General features: G+C 72.1%; 18 protein-coding genes and 1 pseudogene. 9 read left to right on the top strand and 10 right to left on the bottom strand.

What is annotated here, in order from left to right; all coding sequences use genetic code 11:
• Positions 1–79 precede the first annotated feature (79 nt).
• Positions 80–2,329: a glycoside hydrolase family 3 N-terminal domain-containing protein gene (locus AC5P09_RS06565; protein WP_493873003.1), complete on the top strand. Its 2,250-nt coding sequence runs from the start codon at positions 80–82 to the stop codon at positions 2,327–2,329.
• Between the two features lie 4 nt (positions 2,330–2,333).
• Here the strand turns inward: AC5P09_RS06565 and AC5P09_RS06570 are convergent, their stop codons facing one another.
• From AC5P09_RS06570 to AC5P09_RS06595, 6 genes are all read right to left on the bottom strand, one after another.
• A complete protein-coding gene (locus tag AC5P09_RS06570; RefSeq protein WP_493872880.1) occupies positions 2,334–3,212 on the bottom strand; it encodes a carbohydrate ABC transporter permease in 879 nt (292 codons plus the stop codon).
• Complete coding sequence (locus AC5P09_RS06575; RefSeq protein ID WP_266432447.1) at positions 3,209–4,243, bottom strand: carbohydrate ABC transporter permease; 1,035 nt, start codon at positions 4,241–4,243, stop codon at positions 3,209–3,211. The genes AC5P09_RS06570 and AC5P09_RS06575 overlap by 4 nt, the downstream gene beginning before the upstream one ends.
• 2 nt (positions 4,244–4,245) lie before the next feature.
• On the bottom strand, positions 4,246–5,616 hold the full coding sequence (locus tag AC5P09_RS06580; RefSeq protein WP_493872881.1) for an extracellular solute-binding protein: 1,371 nt from the start codon (positions 5,614–5,616) through the stop codon (positions 4,246–4,248).
• Positions 5,617–5,791: 175 nt separating this feature from the next.
• Positions 5,792–6,418: a peptidyl-prolyl cis-trans isomerase gene (locus AC5P09_RS06585; RefSeq protein ID WP_493872882.1), complete on the bottom strand. Its 627-nt coding sequence runs from the start codon at positions 6,416–6,418 to the stop codon at positions 5,792–5,794.
• Positions 6,415–10,665, bottom strand: coding sequence for a glycoside hydrolase family 38 N-terminal domain-containing protein (locus AC5P09_RS06590; RefSeq protein ID WP_493872883.1), 4,251 nt, complete (start codon positions 10,663–10,665; stop codon positions 6,415–6,417). The genes AC5P09_RS06585 and AC5P09_RS06590 overlap by 4 nt, the downstream gene beginning before the upstream one ends.
• A gap of 118 nt (positions 10,666–10,783) precedes the next feature.
• On the bottom strand, positions 10,784–11,674 hold the full coding sequence (locus AC5P09_RS06595) for a MurR/RpiR family transcriptional regulator (RefSeq protein WP_493872884.1): 891 nt from the start codon (positions 11,672–11,674) through the stop codon (positions 10,784–10,786).
• Between the two features lie 178 nt (positions 11,675–11,852).
• Between AC5P09_RS06595 and AC5P09_RS06600 the strand changes: the two genes are divergently transcribed.
• From AC5P09_RS06600 to AC5P09_RS06615, 4 genes and pseudogenes are all read left to right on the top strand, one after another.
• Positions 11,853–12,617 (top strand): sugar isomerase domain-containing protein, encoded by a 765-nt coding sequence (locus AC5P09_RS06600; RefSeq protein WP_493872885.1) that lies wholly within the window; start codon positions 11,853–11,855, stop codon positions 12,615–12,617.
• 238 nt (positions 12,618–12,855) lie between these two features.
• Positions 12,856–14,117, top strand: a pseudogene (locus AC5P09_RS06605) (RNA-guided endonuclease InsQ/TnpB family protein).
• Between the two features lie 45 nt (positions 14,118–14,162).
• Positions 14,163–14,939 carry a Dyp-type peroxidase gene (locus AC5P09_RS06610; protein WP_493872886.1) on the top strand — a complete coding sequence of 259 codons (777 nt, stop codon included), beginning with the start codon at positions 14,163–14,165 and terminating at the stop codon, positions 14,937–14,939.
• 30 nt (positions 14,940–14,969) lie between these two features.
• On the top strand, positions 14,970–16,037 hold the full coding sequence (locus AC5P09_RS06615; RefSeq protein ID WP_493872887.1) for an ABC transporter substrate-binding protein: 1,068 nt from the start codon (positions 14,970–14,972) through the stop codon (positions 16,035–16,037).
• A 3-nt stretch (positions 16,038–16,040) separates the two neighbouring features.
• Here AC5P09_RS06615 and AC5P09_RS06620 read toward each other — a convergent pair whose 3' ends face one another.
• Positions 16,041–17,627 (bottom strand): hypothetical protein, encoded by a 1,587-nt coding sequence (locus tag AC5P09_RS06620; protein WP_493872888.1) that lies wholly within the window; start codon positions 17,625–17,627, stop codon positions 16,041–16,043.
• A 113-nt stretch (positions 17,628–17,740) separates the two neighbouring features.
• Here AC5P09_RS06620 and AC5P09_RS06625 point away from each other — a divergent pair, with 113 nt between their 5' ends.
• The gene (locus AC5P09_RS06625; RefSeq protein WP_493872889.1) at positions 17,741–19,018 is read left to right on the top strand and encodes a molybdopterin-dependent oxidoreductase; all 1,278 of its coding nucleotides are present in this window, start codon (positions 17,741–17,743) and stop codon (positions 19,016–19,018) included.
• 313 nt (positions 19,019–19,331) lie between these two features.
• Here AC5P09_RS06625 and AC5P09_RS06630 read toward each other — a convergent pair whose 3' ends face one another.
• From AC5P09_RS06630 to AC5P09_RS06640, 3 genes are read right to left on the bottom strand one after another with little or no spacing between them, the layout of a single operon-like run.
• A complete protein-coding gene (locus AC5P09_RS06630) occupies positions 19,332–20,105 on the bottom strand; it encodes a methyltransferase domain-containing protein (RefSeq protein ID WP_493872890.1) in 774 nt (257 codons plus the stop codon).
• The gene (locus AC5P09_RS06635) at positions 20,102–20,722 is read right to left on the bottom strand and encodes a TIGR04282 family arsenosugar biosynthesis glycosyltransferase (protein WP_493872891.1); all 621 of its coding nucleotides are present in this window, start codon (positions 20,720–20,722) and stop codon (positions 20,102–20,104) included. The genes AC5P09_RS06630 and AC5P09_RS06635 overlap by 4 nt, the downstream gene beginning before the upstream one ends.
• A complete protein-coding gene (locus AC5P09_RS06640; RefSeq protein ID WP_493872892.1) occupies positions 20,719–21,444 on the bottom strand; it encodes a glycosyltransferase family 2 protein in 726 nt (241 codons plus the stop codon). The genes AC5P09_RS06635 and AC5P09_RS06640 overlap by 4 nt, the downstream gene beginning before the upstream one ends.
• Before the next feature lie 103 nt (positions 21,445–21,547).
• Here AC5P09_RS06640 and AC5P09_RS06645 point away from each other — a divergent pair, with 103 nt between their 5' ends.
• From AC5P09_RS06645 to AC5P09_RS06655, 3 genes are all read left to right on the top strand, one after another.
• Positions 21,548–22,252 carry a response regulator transcription factor gene (locus AC5P09_RS06645; protein WP_493872893.1) on the top strand — a complete coding sequence of 235 codons (705 nt, stop codon included), beginning with the start codon at positions 21,548–21,550 and terminating at the stop codon, positions 22,250–22,252.
• A gap of 2 nt (positions 22,253–22,254) precedes the next feature.
• Positions 22,255–23,367, top strand: coding sequence for a sensor histidine kinase (locus AC5P09_RS06650; RefSeq protein WP_493872894.1), 1,113 nt, complete (start codon positions 22,255–22,257; stop codon positions 23,365–23,367).
• 70 nt (positions 23,368–23,437) lie between these two features.
• Positions 23,438–24,433 (top strand): branched-chain amino acid ABC transporter permease, encoded by a 996-nt coding sequence (locus tag AC5P09_RS06655; protein ID WP_493872895.1) that lies wholly within the window; start codon positions 23,438–23,440, stop codon positions 24,431–24,433.

Consider the following 24,433-nt stretch of genomic DNA (forward strand, 5'->3'; position numbering starts at 1 on the left):
TCGACTGGGTGGCCGACGGCTGCCGGGGTGCCGTGGCCCTGGCCCGGCTCGCGCATGGCGGTGGCAGCCGATGAACGACATGGTCTACCGCGACCCCACCGCCCCCGTCGACGCCCGCGTCCGCGACCTGCTCTCCCGGATGACCCTGCGCGAGAAGGCCGGCCAGCTCAACCAGCGGATGTACGGCTGGCACGCCTACCGCCGCACCCCCGACGGCGGCTTCGAACTCACCGAGGCCCTGCACGCCGAGACCGAGCGCTTCGCCGGGCTCGGCGCCCTCTACGGCCTGCAGCGCGCCGACGCCTGGTCCGGCGTCGGCCACACCAACGGGCCCGGTGCCGAGGACGGCGCCGCCCTCGCCGACCTGGTGCAGAGACACGTCGTCGAGCGCAGCCGGCTCGGCATACCGGCGCTGTTCGTCGAGGAGGTGCCGCACGGCCACATGGCCCTCGACGGCACGGTCCTGCCCGTGAACCTGGCCGTCGGCGCCACCTGGGACCCGGGCCTGTACGAGTACGCCGCCGCCCACGCCGCCGCCGAACTGCGGGCCCGCGGCGGCCACGTCGCCCTCGTGTCCGCGCTGGACATCGCCCGCGACCCGCGCTGGGGCCGTACGGAGGAGTGCTTCACCGAGGATCCGTACCTGGCGGCGCGGCTCACCGAGGCGCTGGTGCGGGGCATGCAGGGGGAGCACGCGGCGGGATTCGCCGCCGACAAGGCCCCCGTCGTCCTCAAGCACTTCGCCGGACAGGGCGCCACCGTCGGCGGCCGCAACTCCGCCGAGTCCGAGCTCGGGCCCCGCGAACTCCACGAGATCCACCTCCCCGCCGCCCGGGCCGGCATCCGTGCCGGAGCCGCCGCCGTCATGGCCGCGTACAACGAGGTCGACGGGATGCCCTGCTCCGGCAACAGGGCGCTGCTCACCGGGCTGTTGCGCGAGGACTGGGGCTTCGACGGGCTGGTCATGGCGGACGGACTGGCCGTGGACCGGCTGGCCCGCATCACCGGCGACCAGGTCTCCGCGGGCGCCCTCGCGCTCAACTCCGGTGTGGACCTGAGCCTTTGGGACGAGGGCTTCACCCACCTGGAAGAGGCGGTCGAGCGAGGGCTGGTGAGCGAGGACGTGCTCGACACGGCCGTCGCGCGGGTCCTCCGGCTCAAGTTCCGTCTCGGCCTGTTCGAACAGCACACCACGCCCACGGACTTTCCGGCCCACGGCAGGGACGTGAGCACGACGCTCGCCCGGGCCGCGGTCACCCTCCTCCACAACGACGGCGGTGTCCTGCCCGTCGCGGCGGGCGTCTCCCGTATCGCCGTCCTCGGACCCCAGTCCGCCACCACCGCCCACCAGTCGGGCGACTACACCGCCCCGCAACGCCCCGGCACCGGCAGCAGCGTTCTCGACGGGCTGCGGCGGCTCGCCCCGCCTGGCGTCGACATCCGCCACGCCCGCGGCTGCGCCCTCACCGGCCAAGACCTCTCCGGCATCCCCGAGGCGGTCGCCGCGGCCGCCGCCTCCGACCTGGCCGTGCTGGTGCTGGGCGGCAGCAGCGCGCGAACCTCGGACACCGACTTCGCGGCCAACGGGGCGGCCCGGGGAGCCGTCTCCGAGATGACCTGCGGCGAGGGCGTCGACCTCGCGGGACTACGGCTCGGGAGGGCCCAGTACGCCCTGCTCGACGCCGTCACCGCGACCGGCACGCCCACGGTCGTCGTCCTGATCCAGGGCCGCCCGCACGCCGTCCCCGAGGCGGCCGAGCGGGCGGCGGCGCTGCTCACTGTCTGGTACCCGGGCCCGGGGGGCGGCGAGGCGATCGCCGAGATCCTGCTGGGGCACCGGGAACCGACCGGCCGCCTCCCCGTCTCCGTCCCGCGCTCGGCGGCCCAGCTCCCCGTGTACTACAACCACAAGGACAACGAGTACGGCGACTACGTGGACGGTAGCGCCGCACCGCTCTACTCCTTCGGGCACGGGCTGTCGTACACGAGCTTCGCGTACGGACCGCCGCGGCTGTCCGGGCACACCGTCGAGGTCGACGTCACCAACACGGGGGAACGGCAGGGGCGTACGGTCGTCCAGCTCTACATTCGGCGACTGATCACTCCTGTGTGGCCGCGCACGCTCGAACTGCGCGCGTTCCGGGCTGTCGACCTTCGGGCGGGCGAGTCCCGCACCGTCGCCTTCTCGCTCGGCGCCGACCAACTCGCGCAGGTCGGCGCCGACTTGGCGACGGCCGTACTGCCGGGGACGCTGGAGATCCGGGTCGCCCAGTCGGCGGGGGACGCGCGGACCGCCGTACCGGCGACCCTGCGCGTCCCCCTCGTCTGAGACGTCAGAGCTTCACGGCCCCCGACGACACACCCTTGTAGAACCACCGCTGGGTGATGATGAACAGCACCAGCACGGGGATCACCGAGATCACCGAACCGGCCATCACCAGCCGCTGGTCGTAGCCGAACGACGACGACTGGAGGCGGGACAGCCCCAGTGTCAGCGTGAAGTGGTCCTCCGTGCGCAGGACGATCAGCGGCCACAGGAAGTCGTCCCAGGCGCTGATGAAGGTGTTGATGGTGACGACCAGGATCGCGCCGTACGCGGACGGCAGGTACAGATACCGGAACCGCTTCCACTCGCCTGCCCCGTCGAGCATCGCCGCGTCCTCGATCTCGCGCGGCACGGCGAGGAACGCGGCCCGCATGATCAGGACGTTGATCGCGGCGACGAAGCCGGGCAGCCAGACGCCGACCAGGTTGTCGACCAGGCCCAGGTCGCGGATGCTGAGGAACAGCGACACCATGATCGACTCGAAGGGGAACATCATGGACGCCATCAGCACGACCCAGACCAGCTTGCGGCCCTTCCAGCCGGGCTTGGAGAGCATGTAGCCGGCCATGGTGGAGAAGACGAGCTGGCTGGCGATGGAGATGACGGCGACGAAGAAGCTGTTCCTGATGTACGTCCACACCGGGACCTGGTCGAAGACCTGCCGGTAGGCGCGCAGGCTCGGGTGGTGTGGGAACAGCGAGGCGCCGGAGCCGAAGACGTCCTCGGTGGGGCCCTTGAGCGACGACAGGAGCTGCCACAGCAGCGGGCCGACGGTGATGAACAGGACGAAGACCAACAGCAGGTAGCGGACGACGAGTTCGCGGGGGCGGCCGTAGTCGCGCCAGCGCGGCATGAGGCGCCGGGGTTTGTCCACGGCCGTGGTCATGACTCGTCCTCCTTGGTCAGGCGCTGGGCGAGCAGCGTGAGGCCCAGGGTCAGGGCGAACAGGGCGACGCTGACCGCGGCGCCGTAGCCGGCGTTGCCGGTGAGCGGGTCGAGGCCGACGTCCCGGATGTAGAAGGGGAGGGTGCGGTCGGCGCCGCCGGGGCCGCCGGTGGAGCCGCCGAGCATGTAGATCTCGGTGAAGACCCGCAGGGAGCCGATGCCGGTGAGGGTGCCGACCAGCATCATCGACTGACGCACGCCCGGCACGGTGATGTGCCAGAAGCGGCGGATCGCGCCCGCGCCGTCCACGGCGGCCGCCTCGTGGAGTTCCTTCGGGACGTTCCCCAGCGCGGCCAGGTAGAAGATCATGTACCAGCCGAGGCCCTTCCAGATCGTCAGGCCCATCGCCGACAGCAGGATCAGCCACGAGTCGGACAGGAAGGGGATGGCCTCCCGGATGATGTGGGCCTTCTCCAGCCAGGTGTTGACCAGTCCCTGGTCGCTCAGCAGCCACTGCCAGCTCAGGCCGACGACCACGCTGGAGGCGAGGACGGGCGTGTAGAAGGCGGAGCGGAAGAAGCCGATGCCCGGGAGGTTCTTCTCCACGAGGATCGCCAGCAGCAGCGGCAGCAGGATCATCAGGGGGACGACGATCACCGCGTACAGGACGCTGTTGCGGGTCGCCAGCCAGAAGTCCGAGTCGCCGAACATCCGGGTGTAGTTGTCCAGCCCCACGAGGTTGTAGGTGCCGCCGAGCGGCTTGGCGTCGGTGAAGGACACCAGGAGCGTGTTGAGGAAGGGGAAGACCCCGAAGACCGTCGTGCCGACGATCGCCGGGGCCATCCACAGCCAGGGCAGCCACCACCGGCGGTAGAGGGCCGCGCCCCCCGCGTCCGCGGTCGGGCCAGGAACCACGGAGCGGAGGGCGCGGCGCAGGCGCCCCGGCGGGCGGTGCGAGGAAGTGCCGGGGCTCGGGGCGCCCGCCCCCGGGGAGGCGGGAACGGGCGCCTGGTCGAGGGTGTGCTGAGCCATCGTCAGCTGCCCTGCTCGATCAGCTCGTTGCCCTTGGACTGCGCCTCCTTGAGGGCGTCCTCGGCGCTCTTCTTGCCCTGCATGGCGAGCTGGATCTGGGCCGAGAAGGCGTTCAACTCGCCCGGCGTGAGGGCGATCTCGTCGGCCGTGGCGGTCTTGCGGTCACTTGCGACGATCTTGCGGGCCTCGGAGAAGGGGTCGGTGCCCTTGACCGACTGGAAGAACGGGTCGTCGAGCGAGGCCGTGGTGGACGGGAAGATGACCACGTTCGGGTCCTTCGCCCACTCCAGCTGGTTCTGCGCGTTGGTCAGGAACTGCCCGAAGGCCAGCGCGGTCGACGCGTTCTTGCTGGTGGACGCGACGCCGATGTACTGCGGGGCGCCGACGGTGTGGCCGAGGTCGTCCAGCATGTAGCGGGCGACACCGGTCTTCTTGTAGACGCTCGGGTTGTTCTGCTGGATGAAGCGCAGGAAGTTGGGGTTGGTGGGGCCGTAGACCAGCTTGCCCTGGCCGAAGACGTTGGCCGGGTCCTGGGTGGAGGAGAGGGAGTCCCGGGGCATCCCCCCGGCCTTGTAGAGCTTCGTCATGGCCTCGACCCACTGCGTGGTCTTCGGGTCGTCGGCGAAGGTGAACTTCTTGCCGTCGGCGGAGATGATCTTGATGCCCATCTGCTGCCAGTCGGCGGGGATCCGCGATTGGGGGTTGGCGAGGAAGGCGTAGTACTTGCCGTCCGAGGCCTCGGCCACCTTCTGGGCGTCGTCGAACAGCCCGAGGACGGTCGTCGGAGGTTTGGCCGGGTCCAGGCCGGCTTCCTTCATCAGGTCCGTGTTGAAGGTCTGCACGATGCCGCCGGAGTACCAGGGCAGCACGCTGTGCACCTTGGTCCCGGAGGCGTCCGCGTACATGCTCGACTTCCACAGCGCGGGGACGAACGGCTTGCCCGCGTCCGGGGCCTTCTTGTCCAGGTCGAGCAGGTAGCCGTTCTTGGTGAGCGCGACCGCCGTGTTCACGTTGATGTTCACCACGTCCGGCAGCGTGCAGCCCTGCGCGTCCGCGACCAGGCGCTGGGTGAAGGTGGCGTCGCCCGGGTCGTCGATCCACTTGACCTTGGTGCCGGGGTGCGCCTTCTCGAAGGCGGCGATGACCCCGTTGAAGTAGCCCCCGAAGTCCTTCTTGAGGTTGGTGGTCTGGAAGGTGATGTCGCCCTTGACGTCGCCGGTGAGCTTTCCGGACCCCACGTTGCCCTTGTCGACCTTGCAGCCGCCGGCGCTGGCGTCGCCGCTGTCGGAACCGCCGCCCAGGCCGCAGCCTGCGGCGGCAAGGGAGAGGGCGGCGATACAGGTGAGGGTGCGGGTCAGTCGTCTTGCGCGCATGTCGTGTGTCCTCCAGCAGACCGTTCAGCCAGGGATGCGGGCTGGTTCAATCAACCAACTTCGACTCCGATTGATGAAAAGGTGGACCAGAATTCATCGGAGGTCAATGGGTTGCCGTGTTGCGTTTAGGTTCCGTCCGCGATCAAGTCGCTGATCAGGGCGGCGCGGGGCGGCCTCAGTGCCGGTGTTCGTGGTCCGGGTGCGAGGGATCGCCCGGATGCTCGTACCCGTGCGCGTACACCACGCCCGCCCGCGCCCGGTCCAGCCAGTCGAAGAAGGCCCGCCGGCCCGCCGCCCGCCGCAGCTCCCACGCGATGCCCGCGCGGACCTCCTCGTACGGCAGGAAGTCCTCGGCGACCGCCCCGCCGAACGGGTCGGCGCCGCGTCTGAGCGCCTCCGGGGTGAGGAAGCGGTCCCGGTTGCGCTCGTAGTAGTCCCGTACGGCCGCCTCGGGGACGTCCTGCTCCCGCTCGAGCCGGTCGAGCAGGACCCGCGCCGCCGGGGAGTGCGCGAGCGCCGCCGCGACGATGCTGCCGAGGTCGGCCACGTCGGTCTCGGCCACCGCGAGCACCTGTGCCGCGGACACCTCCGCGGGTGGCTTCAGCCCCCGGTCCGCGCAGGCCCGGCGGGCGAGTTCGTCGGTGACGACCACCTGGGTCGCCCAGCGCCTGCGCTGCCGTTCGGTCCGGGCGAGGGCCTCGGGCCGGGTCTCGCGGTCGCGCGCCGGAACGGCCCGCAGCAGGGCGTCCACCCGCTCCTTCGCGACCCCCTCGCCGTCCACCACGGCCGCATGCCCGGTCATCGGGTCACCTCCAGCTCGACCGCCTCCGTGTAGGCGACGCACCCGTGCCAGGCGACCTTCGCCATCAGCCAGTACGACCCCGGCGGCACCGCCGAGCCGTCCACCTCGATCACACACTCCCGCTGCTCCCCGCCGCCCACGGTGAACCCCTGCAGGCCCGGCCCGACCCCCGGCCAGGTGCCCCAGGACGACACGGCCCACAACTGGCCGCTCACCGGCCCGAGGGTGGTGTTGCGCAGGGTCACCGGAACCCGGACGCGCTCGTCCCGGCGCACGGTGAGCCGATCGACTCCCAGCGCCGACACCAGACTCGGCCCGGACTGCCCGCCCGGCACGTCCAGCGCCACCACGTCCTCGTACGTCTGCCCGCCGTACGACAACCGCGCCGCCAGCCAGTGCCTTCCGGGCTCGGCGCCGGCCGGCGGCGTCACCGTGACCTCGGCGAGGCTGAACCCGCCGGGGCCCAGCGCGTACGGCAGTTCGGCGGGCTCGGCGGACCAGCCGGGCGGCACCTCGAAGACCACCGTGCCCTTCGCGGGCGCGTCGGTCAGCTCCGAGGCGACCCGGACGGTCGCGGTGACGGGACCGGAGGCGGTGAGCGCGGCGGGCGAGACGTACACGGCCACCGGCAGGTTGCCCCGCGGGGCGGGTCCGGAGTTGTGCAGCCAGTAGCGGGCGTGGACGGGCTGGGCGGGCTCGTGGGCGGCGACGCCGGGGTCCGGCTCCGACCGGCCGCCCGGTGCCGGCGTGGCGAGGAAGGTCGCCACCTCGAAGCCGGTCAGACCGACGTCCAGGCCCCCTTCCCGGTCCGGCGCCAGCCGTTCCCCGGGCCTCTCCAGTACGTCCGCACGGGCGCCCTGCGCCCAGGTGGACGGCCCGTGCACACGCGCCCGCACCGGCCGCCCGTTCACCTCGTGCATCCGGACGACGATCCCGCGCCCCGGGTCGGCGGGCGCCACGCTGCCCCGGGCGAGCGGGGAGCCGAGCGGCTTGAGGGCGTCGAGCAGGACCTCGCGGGCGGGCTCCAGCGTGAGCAGGGAGACGTGCCGGGGCAGGGTCTCGGCCCCGCTCTCGGCGCGCAGCCGCGCGGTGAGCGGACGGTTGAACTCGTGCCCGCGCGCGGGCAGTCGCTGCTCCCGCCAGTCGCCCTCGCCCGCCACGACGGCGTAGTCGAAGGTGTGCGACCAGCGCTGGAGCTGGAAGGCGGACCCGTCGGGGGCGGTGCGGCGCGGCGGGTCGACCCAGATGCCGGAGGGCCAGCCGGTGCAGGACCGCATCAGGGACATGTAGAGGTCGCCGGAGGCGGTGACCACGCAGCCGGGCGTGCCCCGGTTGAGGACGGCGAAGCCGCGCCCGTCCCAGGCGTCGCCCGGCGGCAGCGCCTCGCCGCCGCCCGCCGCGGTGGCTGTAACGCTGAAGTCGTCCAGGTCGGCGATCAGCGTGTCGACCGCCTTGGCGTCGTCCTCGGGCCCGGCCCCCGCCACCACGAGCAGCGGCAGCCGCTCCAGGTCGCGCAGGTCGGCCCCGGGCACCCACTCCTCGCGCAGCCCGGCGCGCGGCGCGACCCACACGGCCGCCACGCCCCGCTCCGCCAGCTGCCGGGCGAGCTCCCGCCCGGCGGCCGGGTCCCAGCCCAGCGCCTCGGCGACCACGGCGTTGCGGTCGGGGCCGCCGACGGCGATCCGGATGTCGGGGAGGTTGGAGTCGACCTCCAGGTCGCCGTAGCGGGGACCCCCGGCGATGGTCGAGGTCGCGGTGACGCCCGCGCGGACCAGGGCCGCCGCGAGTGGAGTGCCCAGCTCACCGGCAACTTCCCAGTCCGCGTACACCAGCTCGGCGACCCCGATCGCACGGTGGCCGACGAGTTCGCCGGACTCGTCCCGCACCGCGACCCGCGCGGTGGAGCCCAGTCCGAACCAGGTGTTGGCCGGGTTGTCCAGCGTCCAGGGGAACCGCTCGCTGTCCACCTCCACGAACCCGAACCCGCGTCCGATGACCGCGTCCGCCACCTCGTGCACCGGCAGCCCGCCCCGCACGTCGGAGGGCCAGCGCACCCGGATCAGCCGGTCGGCGCCGTCGTAGCCGTCGACGGTCGTGGAGACGTCGAGCCGGTCGACGCCCGCCCACAGGGTCAGCCGCTGCGTGTACTGGAACAGTCCGAGGTCGGCGCGGACGGTGATGCGGGACCCGGCGGGGGAGTGCTCGACGTCGATGTCGGCGGTGACGTCCCGCCCGCGGGCGGCGGTGGTCCCGGTCGGGGTGAGGTGCCACGGCCCCTCGCCGAAGCGCGGGTGCCTCGGGTACTCCTCCTGTACGACGAGCTCGTTGCCGATGTCGCCGGGGCGCAGCAGCTCCCGGCCGCCGTCCCCGTCCCCGTCCTCGTCCTCGGCGAGCGCGCGCAGACTGCTGACGCCGCCGCCGCGCGCGGGGTCGACCGTCACCTCGTAGAACTCGTTGCGGATGGTCAGGCCCTCGCCGCGGGTCCACCCGGGTGCGGAGCCCGCCGAGAGGGGGAGCGCCTTGAGGCCCATGCCGGGCACCTCCGGTACGACGACCCGGAGGCGGCCGTCCTCCTCGCGTACGGCGGGCAGGGGCCGGAAGTCCTCGCCCAGGGGCACCAGGCCGGGATCGTCGACGGTCAGCACGTCCCGCCGTTCCCAGGTCGCGGAGTTGAAGACGACCAGGTCGGGGCCGGTGCCCGGGGCGACCTGGTCGGCGAGGGCCTGGGTCGCGTCGGCGTGCACGGTCTCGGCGAGGTCGTACAGCTCCCGCCAGCCGGTCATCAGGTCGATGTAGACCTGGTCGGACTCGGAGCCGGTGATGGCGTCGTGATGGGCGCCGTAGATCAACTGCCGCCAGGCCTTGTCGAGCGCCGCGTCCGGATAGGGGTGGCCGGTGGCCAGCGAGGCCAGCGTCGCCCAGGCCTCGGCGTCGGCGAGGAGTGCCTCGCCGTACCGCTGGGCCTGCTTGGTGTCGATGTAGGAGACGTCCTTGCCGGTGTAGACCGGGTTCATGTCCCGGGTCTGCGGAGACGCCTTGCGCCCCTCCGCCTCCAGTTCCGCTCGCACGGCGGCGAAGAAGTCCCGCGGGATCGCGCTGACGAAGCGCGGCCAGACGTACCGGTCGTTCCAGTCCCGGTGGATGCCCATCACCCAGCGGCACGGCGGCGCGTAGTCCCCGCCGACCGGGAGCAGCACGTTGCGGGTGAGCGCGACCTGCTTGAGCCCCTTGAACAGCTTGAGCGCGGCCGCCTCCGCCTCGGGCAGGGTCGGAGCGTTGTCGATCGCCCAGCCGGCGCCGTAGTGGTTGACCATGTAGGCGGTCAGCAGCCCGCGCCCCGAGGGCGCGATCCAGCTGAACTCGGCCGGGAACTGCATGCGTTGGGGATCCCGGGGCTCCTCCCCGAACACCGACAGCGTCGGCCCCCACTGGTGGAACGGCCCGCGCGCCCACGAACTGGAGGTGACCCCCGCGTCCGCCATCAGCCCCGGGAACTGCGGATCGTGCCCGAACGCGTCCAGCTGCCAGGCCGTCTCCGGGGACGCCCCGATGATCCCGCGCTGGAACCCGTCGCCGTACAGCGCGTTGCGTACGGTCGCCTCCGCGCCGGTGAGATTGGTGTTCGGCTCGTTGTAGGTGCCGCCCATGATCTCGACGCGCCCGGTGCGGATCAGCTCGCGCAGAAAGGCCCGCTCCTCCGGGAAGGCGTCCCAGTACGGCTTGAGGTAGTCGACCTCCGCCAGCACGAAGGTGTATGCCGGGTCGCGCCGCGCCAGATCGCAGTGCGCCCGCACCAGGCTCATCCCGGACTGGCCGCGCGAGTCGAAGGTGCGGGCGGGCAGACCGGTGAGGGCCGGGTCGTCGGCGACGTCCCAGGTCTCGGTGTAGGCGGCCTGGGTGTTCCACCAGACGGGGTCGTAGTGGAAGTGGCTGACCATGAACATGGTCCAGCCGGGCTCGGCGGCCGTGAACTCACCGGTGTGCTGGGTGAGCCGGTCGCCGTCGGCGGCGGTGACGGTGATCTCGCGCCGCTCACCGACGGCCAGGTCGGTGTGTACGGGTATCTCGGCCCGCACGGTGCCGTCCTCGGCCGTCTGCACGACGGCGACTCCGGTGATCCCGGGGCCCTCGATGCTGAGGCGGACGGTCCGGCCGGGGGTGTGGCTCAGCTCGACGGCCACCACCTGGCGCGGCTGCTCGGTGGTTCCGACGAAGAGCTCGGTCGACTCGACAGAGGACACGCGCATGGGAGGGGGCTCCTACGAGGATGCTCGGGGGGAGCCCCATCGTGGCACCGGAACGATGATTCAAACAACCATCTCTGTATTTTTCCGGTGGTTCATCCATACGACTTCGGTTTCGGGCTCAGCGTGCGCGGCGGTTCTTCACCGCATGCTGCGGGGTGATGTGGTCGGTCAGCGCCAGCGAGGCACTCGCGCGCTGGTAGGTGAGCTGGGCGACCCGGACGTAGAGGCAGTCGATGAGGACGAGCACCGAGTGCCGACCGCCGATGCTGCCCGTGCGGCCCGGGAAAATGGTCTCCGAGGAGGACGAGATGAGCCGGATGTCGGCGGCCTTGGCGAGCGCCGAGCGCGGGTCCGTGGTGACGGCGACCGTGGTGGCGCCGCGCTCCTTGGCCATCTCGAACGGTTCGAGGGTCTCCCGGGTCGCCCCGGAGTGGGAGATCCCTATGGCCACGTCCGCCGGCGTCAGCAGGGCCGCGGAGGTGGCTGCCCCGTGCACCTCGGTCCAGCCGCGGACCGAGCAGCCGATGCGGAACAGCCGCGTCTCCGTCTCCTGCGCCACCGCGCCGCTGCCGCCGACCCCGTACACGTCGATGCGCCGGGCGCGGGCCAGGGCCTGGGCCGCGCGCTCGATCGCGTCCAGGTCGATACGGTCGATGGTCTGCTGGATGGCCCGCAGGTCCGCGGTGCCGACGACCTGCACGACCCGTTCGAGGTCGTCCTCGGGAGAGATTTCCGGGCCGATCTCGGCGCTGCCCCAGTCGGAGACCTCGCCGCGGCCGCGCTCCTGGGCCAGCTCGATCAGCAGGTGCTGGTACGAATCGAGGCCGATGGCCCGGCAGAACCGGGTCACCGTCGCCTGGGAGGTGCCGGTGCGGCGGCCCAGCTCGGCGGCCGAGCAGTGCGTGACGGCGGCCGGATCCTCCAGGATCAGCTCGCCGACCTTCCGCAGGGAGCCGGCCAGCCGCGGCAGCTCGGTACGGATGAGAGTGGTGACGTCCGTCGGGGGCATGCGAAGAATGTATCAGCCACCATTTAAGGGGCCGATTGAATACCAGGACCCTCGTGTGATTTATTGATTCACCGCTGGGGAGTCATAGGGTGGTTCAAGCCATCAGTGGTTCAAGCCATCAGTACGAACCATCAGTGCGAGCCATCAGTGCGAGCCATCAGTACATGGGGAGTGTCGCGTGTCCGTCGAGTCAGTCAGTGCCCAGGGTTTCGCTCGGCAGAGCCTGGCCGTCCTCCAGCACATCACCGAGTCCGCCCGCGAGGACGTGGCCCGCGCCGCCGACCTGATAGCGCGGTGCGTCCGCTCCGACGGCGTGATCCAGGCCTTCGGCACCGGCCACTCCCAGGCGATGGTCCTCGAAGTCGCCGGCCGCGCAGGGGGTCTGGTGCCCACCAACCGCCTGAGCATCGCCGACCTCGTGCTCTACGGCGGCGACGACCCGAGCGTCCTCGACGACCCGCTTCTGGAACGCCAGGCGGGCGTGGCCGCGCGCCTCTACGACCTCGCCGCCCCGCACCCCGAGGACCTCTTCGTCATCATCTCCAACTCGGGCGTCAACAACGTCATCGTCGAGATGGCCCTCCACGCCAAGGAGCAGGGCCACCGCATCCTGGCCATCACCTCCCTCAGCCACACCCGCGCCGTCCCCGCCGGCCACCCGAGCGGCAAGAAGCTCGTCGACCTCGCCGACGTCGTCCTCGACAACGCGGCTCCACGCGGCGACGCCCTCCTCGAACTCCCCGGCGGCGGCGCGGTGTGCGCGCTGTCCACGCTCACCGGCGTGATGCTGGTGCAGATGGCGGTCGCGGAGGCGTCGGCTGTTCTGCTGGCGGCCGGGGAGCAGCCGCCGGTGTACGTCTCGGCCAACGTGCCCGGCGGTTTCGAGGGCAACCTGGAGCTGGAGAAGCGGTACGCCGGACGGATCCGGCGCACCGCGAGCTGATCATCTGGTCTCTTGTGAGGAGGTCTCGGCGTTCATGCCGGGGAGGAACCGCATTCCGTGACGGTGGCGCGGAGCGCCGCTGTGGGCTTGGCCGGCGGAGCCGGGTGCAGGCGAACACGTGTGCCCGCGTTCGCCGGTGGGGGTGGTCGTGGCGGGAGAGGGGCGCGGGTGTGTGGATCTCGTACGTATGGTCGTCCGGCAGGGCTCGGGTGGCCGGAACGTGGACGGGGGTGAGGGCGTGGCGGAATCAGCACGGGCTGACGGAGCGGGGCATGCCCGGTACACCTTCCGGCTTCGCGTGCTGTCCACCGCCCACACGCTGCTGATGGCGGAGTGGGACAGGTGCCGGTGGGTGTGGAACGAGTGCGTGGCCAAGTCGAAGCAGGTCCATGCCTGGAACAGGAACCGTCCCGAGGGCACCGACAAGCAAACGTGCGGTCCGGCCCAGCTCGACAAGATGCTGACCGACGCCCGTGCACGCACGCCGTGGCTGCGGGAAGGCAGTTCGGTCCCGCAACAGCAGCTCATCCGGGACTTCGGCAAGTCCAAGGCCAAGGCGCACAAGGACATCCGTGAGCGGGTTCCGCAGCACCGCCGGGCCGGGATGCCCAAGTGGAAGAAGAAGCGCGAGGATCTGCCCACCCTCAACTACACCCGGCGTGGCTTCCGTCTCAAGGACGGCAGGCTGCACCTGGCGGGCGGCATCGCTGTGACGGTGGTGTGGTCGCGAGACCTTCCGGCCGAACCGTCATCGGTGCGCCTGTACCAGGACAGCCTGGGGCACTGGTACGCCAGCTTCGTCGTCCCCGCCCAGGTGCAGCCGCTCCCCGCCACCGGCCGCGTGATCGGCATCGACTGGGGTGTGACGGAGACCGCGACCACCACCAGCGATGCCCATGACCTCCCCCACGCCCAGCACGGCCGGAAGGCCAAGGAGAAGCTGACCCGGTACGACCGGATGATGGCCCGCCGCAGACCGCAGAAGGGAAAGACCGGGTCGAAGGGGTACCGCACAGCGAAGAAACTCCGGGCCAAGGTGCACCAGAAGGTCGCCCGGCAGCGCCAGGACACGGCCCGCAAGTGGGCCAAGTCCGTCGTCCGCGACCACGACGCCCTGGCCGTCGAGGACTTCAAACCGAAGTTCCTCGCCAAGACCACCATGGCCAAGAAGGCCGCCGACGCCGCCATCGGCGCCACCAAGCAGGCCCTGATCGAGATGGGCCGCAAGCACGCACGCCGCGTGCACCTGGTACACCCCGCGCACACCACGATGGACTGCGCGCAGTGTGGAGCGAGAGCCAAGCACGCTCCCCCACTGCCTTAAGGGCGCGGGGGGACCCCCAGCCGCTGGGAGAGCGCACCTACACCTGCACCGCCTGCGGAACCGTGAGGCCACGGGACAAGAACTCCGCACGTGTGATGCTCGTCCGGGCTGGTCTCAACCCGGCTGGTGATGAAGGCATAAGACCATCCGGGGCGCCGCCCCGGATGGCTGCCTGAGTCAGGAATCCCCTCCCTTCAGGGAGGGGAGGATTCAACGGGTAGTTGTCCCAGACCGACGGCGGCCTGGGCTGTGTGGCCGGGGTGGGGTCACAGGCATGGGACCGCCTCTTCGACGGACTGCCGAGGCCGGCGGAACTGCACCCCTTTCGCGAGCTGACGGGCCCCCGGCACCACGCCGTGTCCACCCCCGGCGACCTGCTCCTGCACATCCGGGCCGCCCGCACGGACCTGTGCTTCGCGCTCGCCACCGAGGCCATGCGCCGGCTGCGCGGCGCGGTGACCCTCCAGGACGAGGTCCAGGCCTTCTCGTACTTCGACGCGCGCAACCTTCTCGGTTTCGTCGACGGCACCGAGAACCCGGTCGGCCGGGCGGCCGCGGAGGCGGCTCTCGTCGGCGAGGAGGACCCCGCGTTCCGCGGCGGGGCGTACGCGATCGTGCAGAAGTACGTGCATGACGTGGACGCCTGGGAGGCGCTGGCCGTGGAGGCCCAGGAGAAGGTGATCGGCCGCACCAAACTGACCAACATCGAGCTGGACGTGCCCGGTTCGCACGTCGACGTCAACACCGTCACCGTCCCGGACGGCACCGAACTGCGCATCCTGCGCGGCGCGATGCCCTTCGGGCGGCCCGGACACGGCGAGTTCGGCACGTACTTCATCGCGTACGCCCGTACGCCCGAGGTCCCCGAGACCATGCTGCGCAAGATGTTCCTGGGCACCCGGAACGGCGGACCCGACCCGATCCTCGACTACTCCCGCGCCGTCACCGGCAGCCTCTTCTTCTGCCCCTCGGCCGAGTTCCTCAAGAGCCTCTGTTGACGGAGGCGCTGGTTAGGTTAGCCTCCCCTTATGTCACTGTCGCCTGCTGTTGACGGCCGGTCCGGCCCCTCCCGCCGACGCCTGCTCGCGGCGGGCGGCGCCCTCGCCCTGACCCCGCTGCTCGCGGCCTGTGGCGACGAGGACGACGGTCCCGCGAAGTCGAAGTCGAAGGCGAAGGCGAACGCGGAGGCGAGCGGCAGCGACGGCCCCTGGTCCTTCAAGGACGACCGCGGCCGTACGGTGAAGACGGACCGCAGGCCCGAACGGCTGGTCGCGTTCGTCAGCACCGCCGCCGCCCTGTACGACTACGGAGTCGAGTGCGTCGGCGTCTTCGGCCCGAGCAAGCCCATCGACGGCAAGCCCAACCCCCAGGCGGGGGGCATGGACGTGTCGAAGCTGACCAGCCTCGGCACCGAGTGGGGCCAGTTCAACATCGAGAAGTACGCGGCCCTCAAGCCCGACCTGCTGATCAGCAACATGTTCCCGGCCCCCGACCTCTGGTACGTCCCCGCCGAGAGCAGCAAGAAGATCGAGGCCCTCGCCCCCACGGTCGGCATCAGCGTCGCCCGCACCACCCTGCTCGACCCGCTGGAGCGGACGGCCCGGCTCGCCGAATCCCTCGGCGGTGACCCGGACGCCGAGAAGGCCACCGCCGCCAGGGCCCGCTTCGACGCGGCCGTCGAGACCCTGCGCGAGGCCGCCCTGGCCAACAAGGGCCTGAAGGTGCTGGCGATGACCGGCGACCCGGAGAACATGTACGTCGCCGTCCCCGACTCCTACTGCGACCTCGCCTACTTCAAGGAGCTCGGAGTGGAGTTCGTCGAGGGCCGGCCGAGCGACGAGTGGGGCTTCTGGGAGTTCCTCAGCTGGGAGAACACCGACAAGTACCAAGCCGACCTCATCATGATCGACAACCGCGCCAACGCCATGCCCCGCGAACAGCTCGACGAGAAGGCGACCTGGCGCCAACTCCCCGCCGTCGAGGCCGGTCAGACCGTGCCCTGGTCGATGGAGGAGCGGTACAGCTACGCCGGGTACGCGCCGATCCTCGAACAGCTCGCGGCAGCCGTGAAGAAGTCGCAGCGGCTCGCCGTCTGACCGTCACCACCCGGTCAGCAGCAGGTGGTTGAGCAGCAGCGCCAGGACCGCCTGCGCCGCCAGCCACCCCCGCGCCCCCGTCGGCCACGCACACGCCGGCAGCAGCCACATCGCGAACGGCAGCCAGATGCGTTCCGTCTCCGCCTTGCTCATGCCGGACAGATCGGCGACGAGCAGGGCGAGCAACGCGGCGAGCACGAGCACGCCGAGGCGGACGTCGGGGCTGGTACGGCGCCTGAGAGCCTGTGTCACATCCCCGGCCGGGCGCCCGCCGCCTGGCACGCACTCCCCCACGCTCGAACAACCTCGCGCGGGGGGACCCCCATGCCGCGTTGCCGAATCGCCGACGTGGCTCCTCCCCCACGCTCGAACAACCTTGCGCGGGGGGACCCCCATCGACGACGCTCCGGCGCCTTGCGATCGCACGCTCCCCCACTCTCGGCTGCGCTCGAGCGGGGGGACCCCCATGACGACGTGCGCTGATCCGGCCGGGGATGTGACACAGGCTCTGAGCGTGACACCGGTCCGCCGCAGCCCCGCCACCGTCGCCGGGCCCACGATCAGCACCGTGCACGCCAGGTTGGCCCACACCCAGTAGCCGTACGGCCGGACCCCGCCCGCCCCCTGGTAGTAGCGGCGGACCAGCAGCCGGTACGCCTCCCACCAGTCGAACCCGGCGAGGGTGAACGCCGCCGGGACGACCAGGAGACCGGCCAGCGCGAAGAGAAGGGGCCGGACGCGATGCCGGCCCAGGAGGAGGACGGCCCCGGCGATCACGACGAACAGCGTCAGGCCGTACGACAGGTACAGCGTCAGGCCGAACAGCAGCCCCGAGGCCGGTCCGGTCCACCCCGGCCGGTGTCCCGTCACCGCCAGGGCGAGGAACGCGACCGCCCACGCCGCGACCGCAGCGAAGTACCCGTCGGCGGAGGTGCCCACCCACACGGCGGCCGGGGCCAGGACGAGGAAGGGCGCGGCGCGGCGGGCGAGCGACTCGTCCGCGAGGGTCCGTACGGCGACCAGGACCGCGACCGCCGCCGTCGTGCCCACGGTGATGCACCAGGCGCCCGCCCAGCCTCCGCCGCCGAGCCCGACCCGGTCGAGGAGGACGAAGGTGAGGGTGGCCCCCGGGGGATGACCGGCGACATGGGCGGGCCAGTTGTCGGGCGCGTCGATCAGGATGTGGTGGTTGAAGTCCGCCAGGGCGGCCGGGATGTCGTGGAAGCGGTCGATGACCCGGAGGTACTCGTTCCTGGTCGTCAGCTGCTCGGCGACGCCCCGGTGCCAGCCGTCGACGAGGGCGAGTGACCAGGTCCAGGCCAGGCCGGCGCCCCAGACGGCCAGGAGCAGCGCGCGCCAGGGCAGCCGGGCGGCCAGGGATGGGCCGTACGCCACGACCGCGATCCCGACGGCCAGGGCGGCCGGGGTGCCCGGGCCGACGTGCGGATCCCAGGTCGCCAGCAGGGGCGGCCATCCGACGCGGAGGGTGCCGTCCCGCTCCTGGATGGCGGTGCCGACCAGGACGGCGGTCGCCACGAGCAGCGCGGCGGCCAGGGCCGCGTACAGATCACGTCTCAGATCGCGGTTCACGCCGAAACGCTAGGTCGCGAGGGCTCGCCCGGACGGCTGACAGGCGCGGACGTCAGAGATTCGTCATGGTTCGCGGGCCGGTTCCCGGGGTGGCCCGGGCCTACGGTCGGGACATGGCCCGCACCTCCTCATCGCCACGCATGCCCTCACCGCGACACACCCCTGCACCGCCGCGCACTCCCTTCTCGCCCGCGTTCTGGCGCAGCCCGCTGCGCGGCCCCTGGTTCACCTCGGTGCTCGGTGTCGTGCTGCTCGGCGGGATCACCGTGCTGTTCGTGACCGGGCTACTGTCGTACGCCGCCTACAACCCGAACCTGTCGCCGGTGAACGACAAGACGCCGGACAAGGGGATCCTCGGCTTCTACCTCTTCTCCTGGCCGACCGACCCGCACTGGCTGTACCGCCTCAACCAGGGCGTCCACGTCACCCTCGGGATCACCCTGATCCCCGTCCTGCTGGCCAAGCTGTGGTCGGTCGTGCCGAAGCTGTTCACACTCCCGCCCGCGCGGTCCCTCGCGCACGCCCTGGAGCGGCTCTCGCTGGTACTGCTGGTCGGCGGCGGGCTCTTCGAGTTCGTGACCGGTGTGCTCAACGTCCAGCTGGACTACGTCTTCCCCGGCTCCTTCTATCCCCTGCACTTCTACGGCGCCTGGGTGTTCTTCGCCGCCTTCGTCGTGCACGCCGTACTCAAGACGCCGATGGCCCTGCGCAATCTGCGTCAACTGCGCGAGGAGAAGAGCGACTTGGTGTCCCCGGATCCCGTCGAGCCCACCGTGTCCCGGCGCGGCGCCCTCGGGCTGGTCGGCGGCGGCTCGCTGCTGCTCTTCGCCACCACGGCCGGGCAGAACTTCGACGGACCGCTGCGCAGGACCGCCCTCCTCGCCCCGCACGGCGGCGCCGAGCCGGGCACGGGACCGGGCGGCTTCCAGATCAACAAGACGGCCGCGCACGCCGGGATCGACGCGGCGGAGGCGAGCGAGGAGGCATGGCGGCTGGTCGTCGCCGGGCGGGCCGGGACCGTGCGGCTCAGCCGGACCGACCTGCTCCAACTCCGCCTGCACAGCGCCGCGTTGCCCATCGCCTGCGTGGAGGGCTGGTCGACCTCCGACCAGTGGTGGCGTGGTGTGCGGCTGCGGGACCTCGCCGCCCTCGTCGGGTACGACGATCCGCCCGACGTCCTCGTGGAGTCACTGCAACGCCGCGGCGCCTTCCGGCGGGCCGCCCTGCGCGCCAACCAGGTCGCCGACCCGCGCTCCCTGCTCGCCCTGTACGTCAACGGCGAGGACCTGACCCCCGACCACGGTCACCCGGCTCGGGTCATCGTCCCCGCCGCGCCCGGGGTGCTCAACACCAAGTGGGTGGCCCGGATGATGTTCGGAGGAGACCTGTGAGGCGCCCCTGCCCCCGGCTCGCTGTCGGCAGCCCGCTTCAACTCCTGCTGCTCGCCTGCTCGTTCGCCCTCGCCGCCTACGCGGGCGTGCGGCTGCTGGCGGGGGACTGGTTCGGGGTCGCGCTGTGGATCGTGGGCGCGGCCCTCCTGCACGACCTGGTGCTGCTGCCGCTGTACGCCGTGCTCGACCGGGCGCTGGTGAAGGCGGCGGGCCGCCGACGGGAGTCGATCATGTACGTCCGCGTGCCCGCCGCCCTGTCCCTGCTGCTCCTGCTCGTGTGGTTCCCGCTGATCAGCGGGCGGGTGGCGGAGCGTTACCCCTCCGCCACCGGCCTGTCCGCCGACGGCTTCCTGACCCGCTGGCTGCTGCTGACGGCCGCGCTGTTCGGCGGCTCGGCGCTGCTGTTCGTGCTGCGGCTGCGCAGGGCGACGAAGGACCGCCCGCCGGCCGCCCACTGACCCCCGGCACACCAGCCCGCGCGCTCCGCGTGCCGCAGCAGGGCGGGTGTGCCGAGCCGCGCCCAGGGGAACGGGCTGCCGACCGCGCCCCGGGCATCGGTGACATGGACCAGTACGCGTTCGTCGAGGTCCAGCTCCGGCACCGTCTCGGAGATCAACAGGCCCCCGGGACAGAGGAGTTCGTGCATCCGGGCGAGCAGTGCCCGCGGGTCACCGCCGATTCCCACGTTGCCGTCGATCAGCAGCGCGGTGCCCCAGCGGCCCTCGCCGGGCAGCGGCTCGAAGACCGAGCGCCGCAGGGCCGGTCCGCCGAGCGCCCCCGTCCGGGAGACGGCCGCCTCGCTGACGTCGATGCCGAGCACGCGTCGCCCCCGCGCACCCAGGGCCGCGACCAGGCGCCCCGGTCCGCAGCCGACGTCGAGCACGGCGCCCTCGCAGCGCCGCAGCACCTCCAGGTCCGCCGCGTCGGCGTCCGCGCACCAGCGCTCCACCTCCAGCGGGAGCAGCCAGCCGTCGGCGCGGCGCAGGAAGAGCGGGCCGCGGCCGGTGCGCAGGGCGTCCGCGTAGGGGTCGGCGGACCAGGGTTCGGCGAGGGGCGCCCGCTGCCGGGCGATCCGTACGGTGCTCATCGGGCCCCGGCCGCACTGAGCCGGGCCAGCTCCGCGGCGAACCGCCCGCCGGGCGCGGTCCGGGCGACGGTTTCCGCGTCGCCCGCCGTGTCCACGTCCCTGAGGTGCGGCAGGTCCCGCACCCGCAGCCCGGCGAGCCGTGCACGCTGCACGGCCCCCGTCGAGGGCGTCGACATCGGCACGCCCGACAGCAGCGCGGGGTCCGGTGTGGCCAGCCCCAGCGCCCAGAAGCCGCCGTCCTCGGCTGGCCCGAAGTACGCGTCGCAGTCCGCGAAGTCCACGGTGAGCAGCTCCGGCGTCACCTGCGGGGTGTCCATGCCGATGAGCAGGGCCGGTCCCTCGCAGCCCGCGAAGGCGGCGGCCAGCCGTTCGTCGAGGCCGCCCGCGCACTGTCGTACGACCTCGAAACCGGGCGGCAGCCAAGGGCCGGGCTCGCCCTCCAGGACCAGGACCCGGCGCCGTGCGGGCGTCCGCGCCACGGTGTCCAGCGTGTCCGCCAGGGCTGCCTCCGCGAGCGTGGCCGCCTCCCTGGGGGTGAACGGCGGGGTCAGCCGGGTCTTGACCCGGCCCGGGCGGGGCTCTTTCGCGATGACGAGGAGCGTGGGCGAGTGCGTCACGCGCGGACTCCCTTGTCGGTGGCCGTCCCGGTCTCGTTCAGTACGCGGCTCATGTCCCGTACCGCCTGCCAGGTGCCGCGCCAGGTGCCGGTCACCTTGGAGGCGCCGGTGCGCGGGCGGTAGGGGACGTCGTGTTCGGCGATCCGCCAGCCCGCGTCGGCCGCGCGCACGACCATCTCCAGCGGATAGCCGCTGCGCCGGTCCGTGAGGCCGAGGGCGAGCAGTGACTCGCGGCGGGCGGCGCGCAGCGGGCCGAGGTCGTGCAGGCGCAGCCCGGTGCGGCGGCGGAGCAGCCGGGTCAGGGCGAGGTTGCCCGCCCGGGCGTGCGGCGGCCAGGCACCGCGGGTCTGCGGGCGGCGCCGGCCGAGGACCAGGTCCGCCGCACCGGCCGCGACCTCGCGCACGAACGGCACCAGGTCGGCCGGGTCGAGGGACGCGTCGCAGTCGCAGAAGCAGACGAGGTCGGCCGTGGCCGCCGTCAGGCCCGCATGGCAGGCGGCGCCGAATCCGCGCCGCTCCTCGTGCACGACTCGCGCGCCGAGGGCGTGCGCGATGCGGGCCGAGCCGTCGGTGGACCCGTTGTCCACGACCAGCGCCCGCCAGCCGGGCGGGATGCGCTCCAGCACCCACGGCAGCGCCGCGGCCTCGTCGAGACAGGGAAGCACGACGTCCACGGACACGGGGTCCGGAACAGGATCGGAAGAGGTCGTCACGGCTCTCACCCTACGAGCGCGAAACGGGCATACCGGACCTCGGCTTCTTACGAAACGCGGACGTCAGGAGCCCGGGGTCCCGGCGGAGCGCCCAGGGTGCGAGTCTGGCGGCATGGAGCAGCAGCAGTTCGAACGGGCCGGCGCCCGGGTCCTCGTCGTGGACGACGACCCGACCGTCGCCGAGGTCGTCTCCGGGTATCTCGACCGGGCCGGATACGTGGTGGACCGCGCCGGGGACGGGCCCGACGCGCTCGCCCGGGCCGCCGCACACTGGCCGGACCTCGTCGTCCTCGACCTGATGCTGCCGGGCATGGACGGCCTCGAAGTGTGCCGCCGGATGCGCGGGCGCGGCCCCGTGCCGGTCATCATGCTCACCGCGCGCGGCGACGAGGACGACCGCATCCTCGGTCTGGAGGTCGGCGCCGACGACTACGTCACCAAGCCCTTCAGCCCCCGCGAACTCGTCCTGCGCGTCGAGTCCGTACTGCGGCGCGTGCGCCCCGCCCAGCCGTCGGGAACCCTGCGGGCAGCCGGGCTCTCGGTCGACCCGGCGGCCCGCCGCGCCGCCAAGAACGGCGCCGAACTCGCCCTCACCGTCCGGGAGTTCGACCTCCTCGCCTTCCTCCTGCGCCACCCCGGCCGGGTCTTCAGCCGCGAGGACCTGATGCGCGAGGTGTGGGGCTGGGACTTCGGCGACCTGTCGACCGTGACCGTCCATGTCCGGCGGCTGCGCGGGAAGGTCGAGGACGATCCGGCCCGACCCCGCCTGATCCAGACCGTGTGGGGCGTCGGCTATCGCTTCGAAGGCGAGGCGTGACCATGAGCGACACCCTCCTCATCGCCCTGTTCGCCTTCCTCGGCGCCGCCGCCGTCGGCGTGCTCGGCGCGGGCGTGCTGCTCCTCATCCGGCGGCGCTCGGTCGTCGCGCACCTCGCCGTGGTCGCCTCCGTCGCCGTCACCGCGATGCTCGCGGGCACCCTCGCCGTCGCGCAGGCCATGTTCCTGTCCGCACACGACCTGAAGGTCGTCACCACGGTCGTCGCGATGGCCGCCGTGGTCTCCCTGGCCACCGCCCTGCTGCTCGGCCGCTGGGCCGTCGGCCGCAGCCGCGCCCTGGCGCTCGCCGCCCGGTCCTTCGGCGACGGCGGCGACTTCACCTCCCCGGACGGCCCGTCGACGGCTGAACTCGCCGATCTGAGCCGCGAGTTGGAGATCACCAGCGCCAAACTCGCCGAGTCCCGGGAACGTGAACGCGCTCTGGAGACCTCCCGGCGCGAACTCGTCGCCTGGATCTCGCACGACCTGCGCACCCCTCTCGCCGGCCTGCGCGCGATGTCCGAGGCCCTCGAAGACGGCGTCGCCACCGACCCCTCCCGCTACCTCAGGCAGATCCGCACCGAGGTCGAACGCCTCAACGGCATGGTCGGCGACCTCTTCGAGCTCTCCCGCATCCACGCCGGGACGCTGGCGCTGAGCACGAGCCGCATCTCCCTGTACGACCTCGTCGGCGACGCGCTCGCGGGCGTCGACCCGCTGGCGCGCGAGTGCGGCGTACGGCTGGTCGGCGACCGGGTCGAGCCCGTGCCGGTCGAGGTGGACGGCAAGGAGATGAGCCGGGTGCTGGGCAACCTGCTCGTGAACGCCATCCGCCGCACACCCGCCGACGGCACCGTGGCGATCGCCGCCGAGCGCCGCCCCGACGGGGTGGTCCTGTCCGTCACCGACGGCTGCGGCGGCATCCCCGAGGAGGACCTGCCCCGCGTCTTCGACACCGGGTGGCGCGGCACGCACGCCCGGACCCCGCCCGCCGGCGCCGGGCTCGGCCTCGCCATCGTGCGCGGGATCGTGGAGGCCCACCGCGGGCAGGCGACCGTACGCAATGTCAACGGCGGCTGCCGTTTCGAGGTGACACTGCCGCCCGCCGAGGTCTGACCCTCGTGCCATCGGTCCGGGCCGCCTTACACTGGTAGGTAAGGGACTTTCGTGACGTATCGGAACCGCCGTGCGCTCTCAGCGGATGTTCGTACTGGCCCTCGCCCTGGTCCTCGTGTCGGTGCCCGCGCTCTCCGCGCGCGCACAGGGTGAGGAGATCCCGCGCGGCCCCACCTTCGGCGCGCGCGCCCTGCAGGCGCTGATCGACGGGATCCAGTTCGGCGTCATCATCGCGATCACCTCGGTCGGACTCTCGCTGATCTTCGGCACCATCCACCTGATCAACTTCGCGCACGGCGAGTTCGTCACGATCGGCGCCACCTTCGCGTTCTTCCTCAACGCCTCCGCGGCCGGTCCGGGCTGGCACCTGATTCCCGCCGCCCTCGCCGCGGTGGCCTTCGGTGCCCTGCTGGGCGCGGCCGTCGACCGGGGCCTGTGGCGGCCGCTGCGGGCCCGGGGCACCGGGCTGATCAACATGTTCATCGTCACCATCGGGCTCTCGCTGCTGCTGCGGCACGTCGTGCTCGTGCTGTACGGAACCCGGCCCGCCTCCTACGCGCAGTACGACATCCAGAGCACGATCGGCCTCGGACCGGCCAGCATCACCCCCCGGGACCTCACGGTCACCCTGCTCGCTGTGCTGGTGCTGCTCGGCGTCGCCGCGCTGCTGCAGAAGACGCGCATCGGCACGGCTGTCCGGGCCGTCTCCGCCAACCGTGATCTCGCGGAGGCGACGGGCATCGACGTGCAGCGGGTGGTGCTGTTCGTGTGGATGCTCGGCGGCGGGCTGGCCGCACTCGGCGGGGTCTTCTTCGGCCTCGTCGAGATCGTCACCTGGGACATGGGCTTCAAGCTGCTGCTGCTCATGTTCGCGGGGATCATCCTGGGCGGACTCGGCTCCGCCTACGGCGCGATGGTCGGCAGCCTCGTCATCGGCATCGTCGCCCAGATGTCCACCCTGTGGTTCCCGGTCGACCTGCAGTACGCGTGGGCGCTGCTGGTCCTCATCGTCGTCCTTCTCGTCCGGCCGCAGGGCATCCTCGGCCGGGCCGAACGCGTCGGGTGA

The organism is Streptomyces sp. a15, from assembly GCF_059026085.1.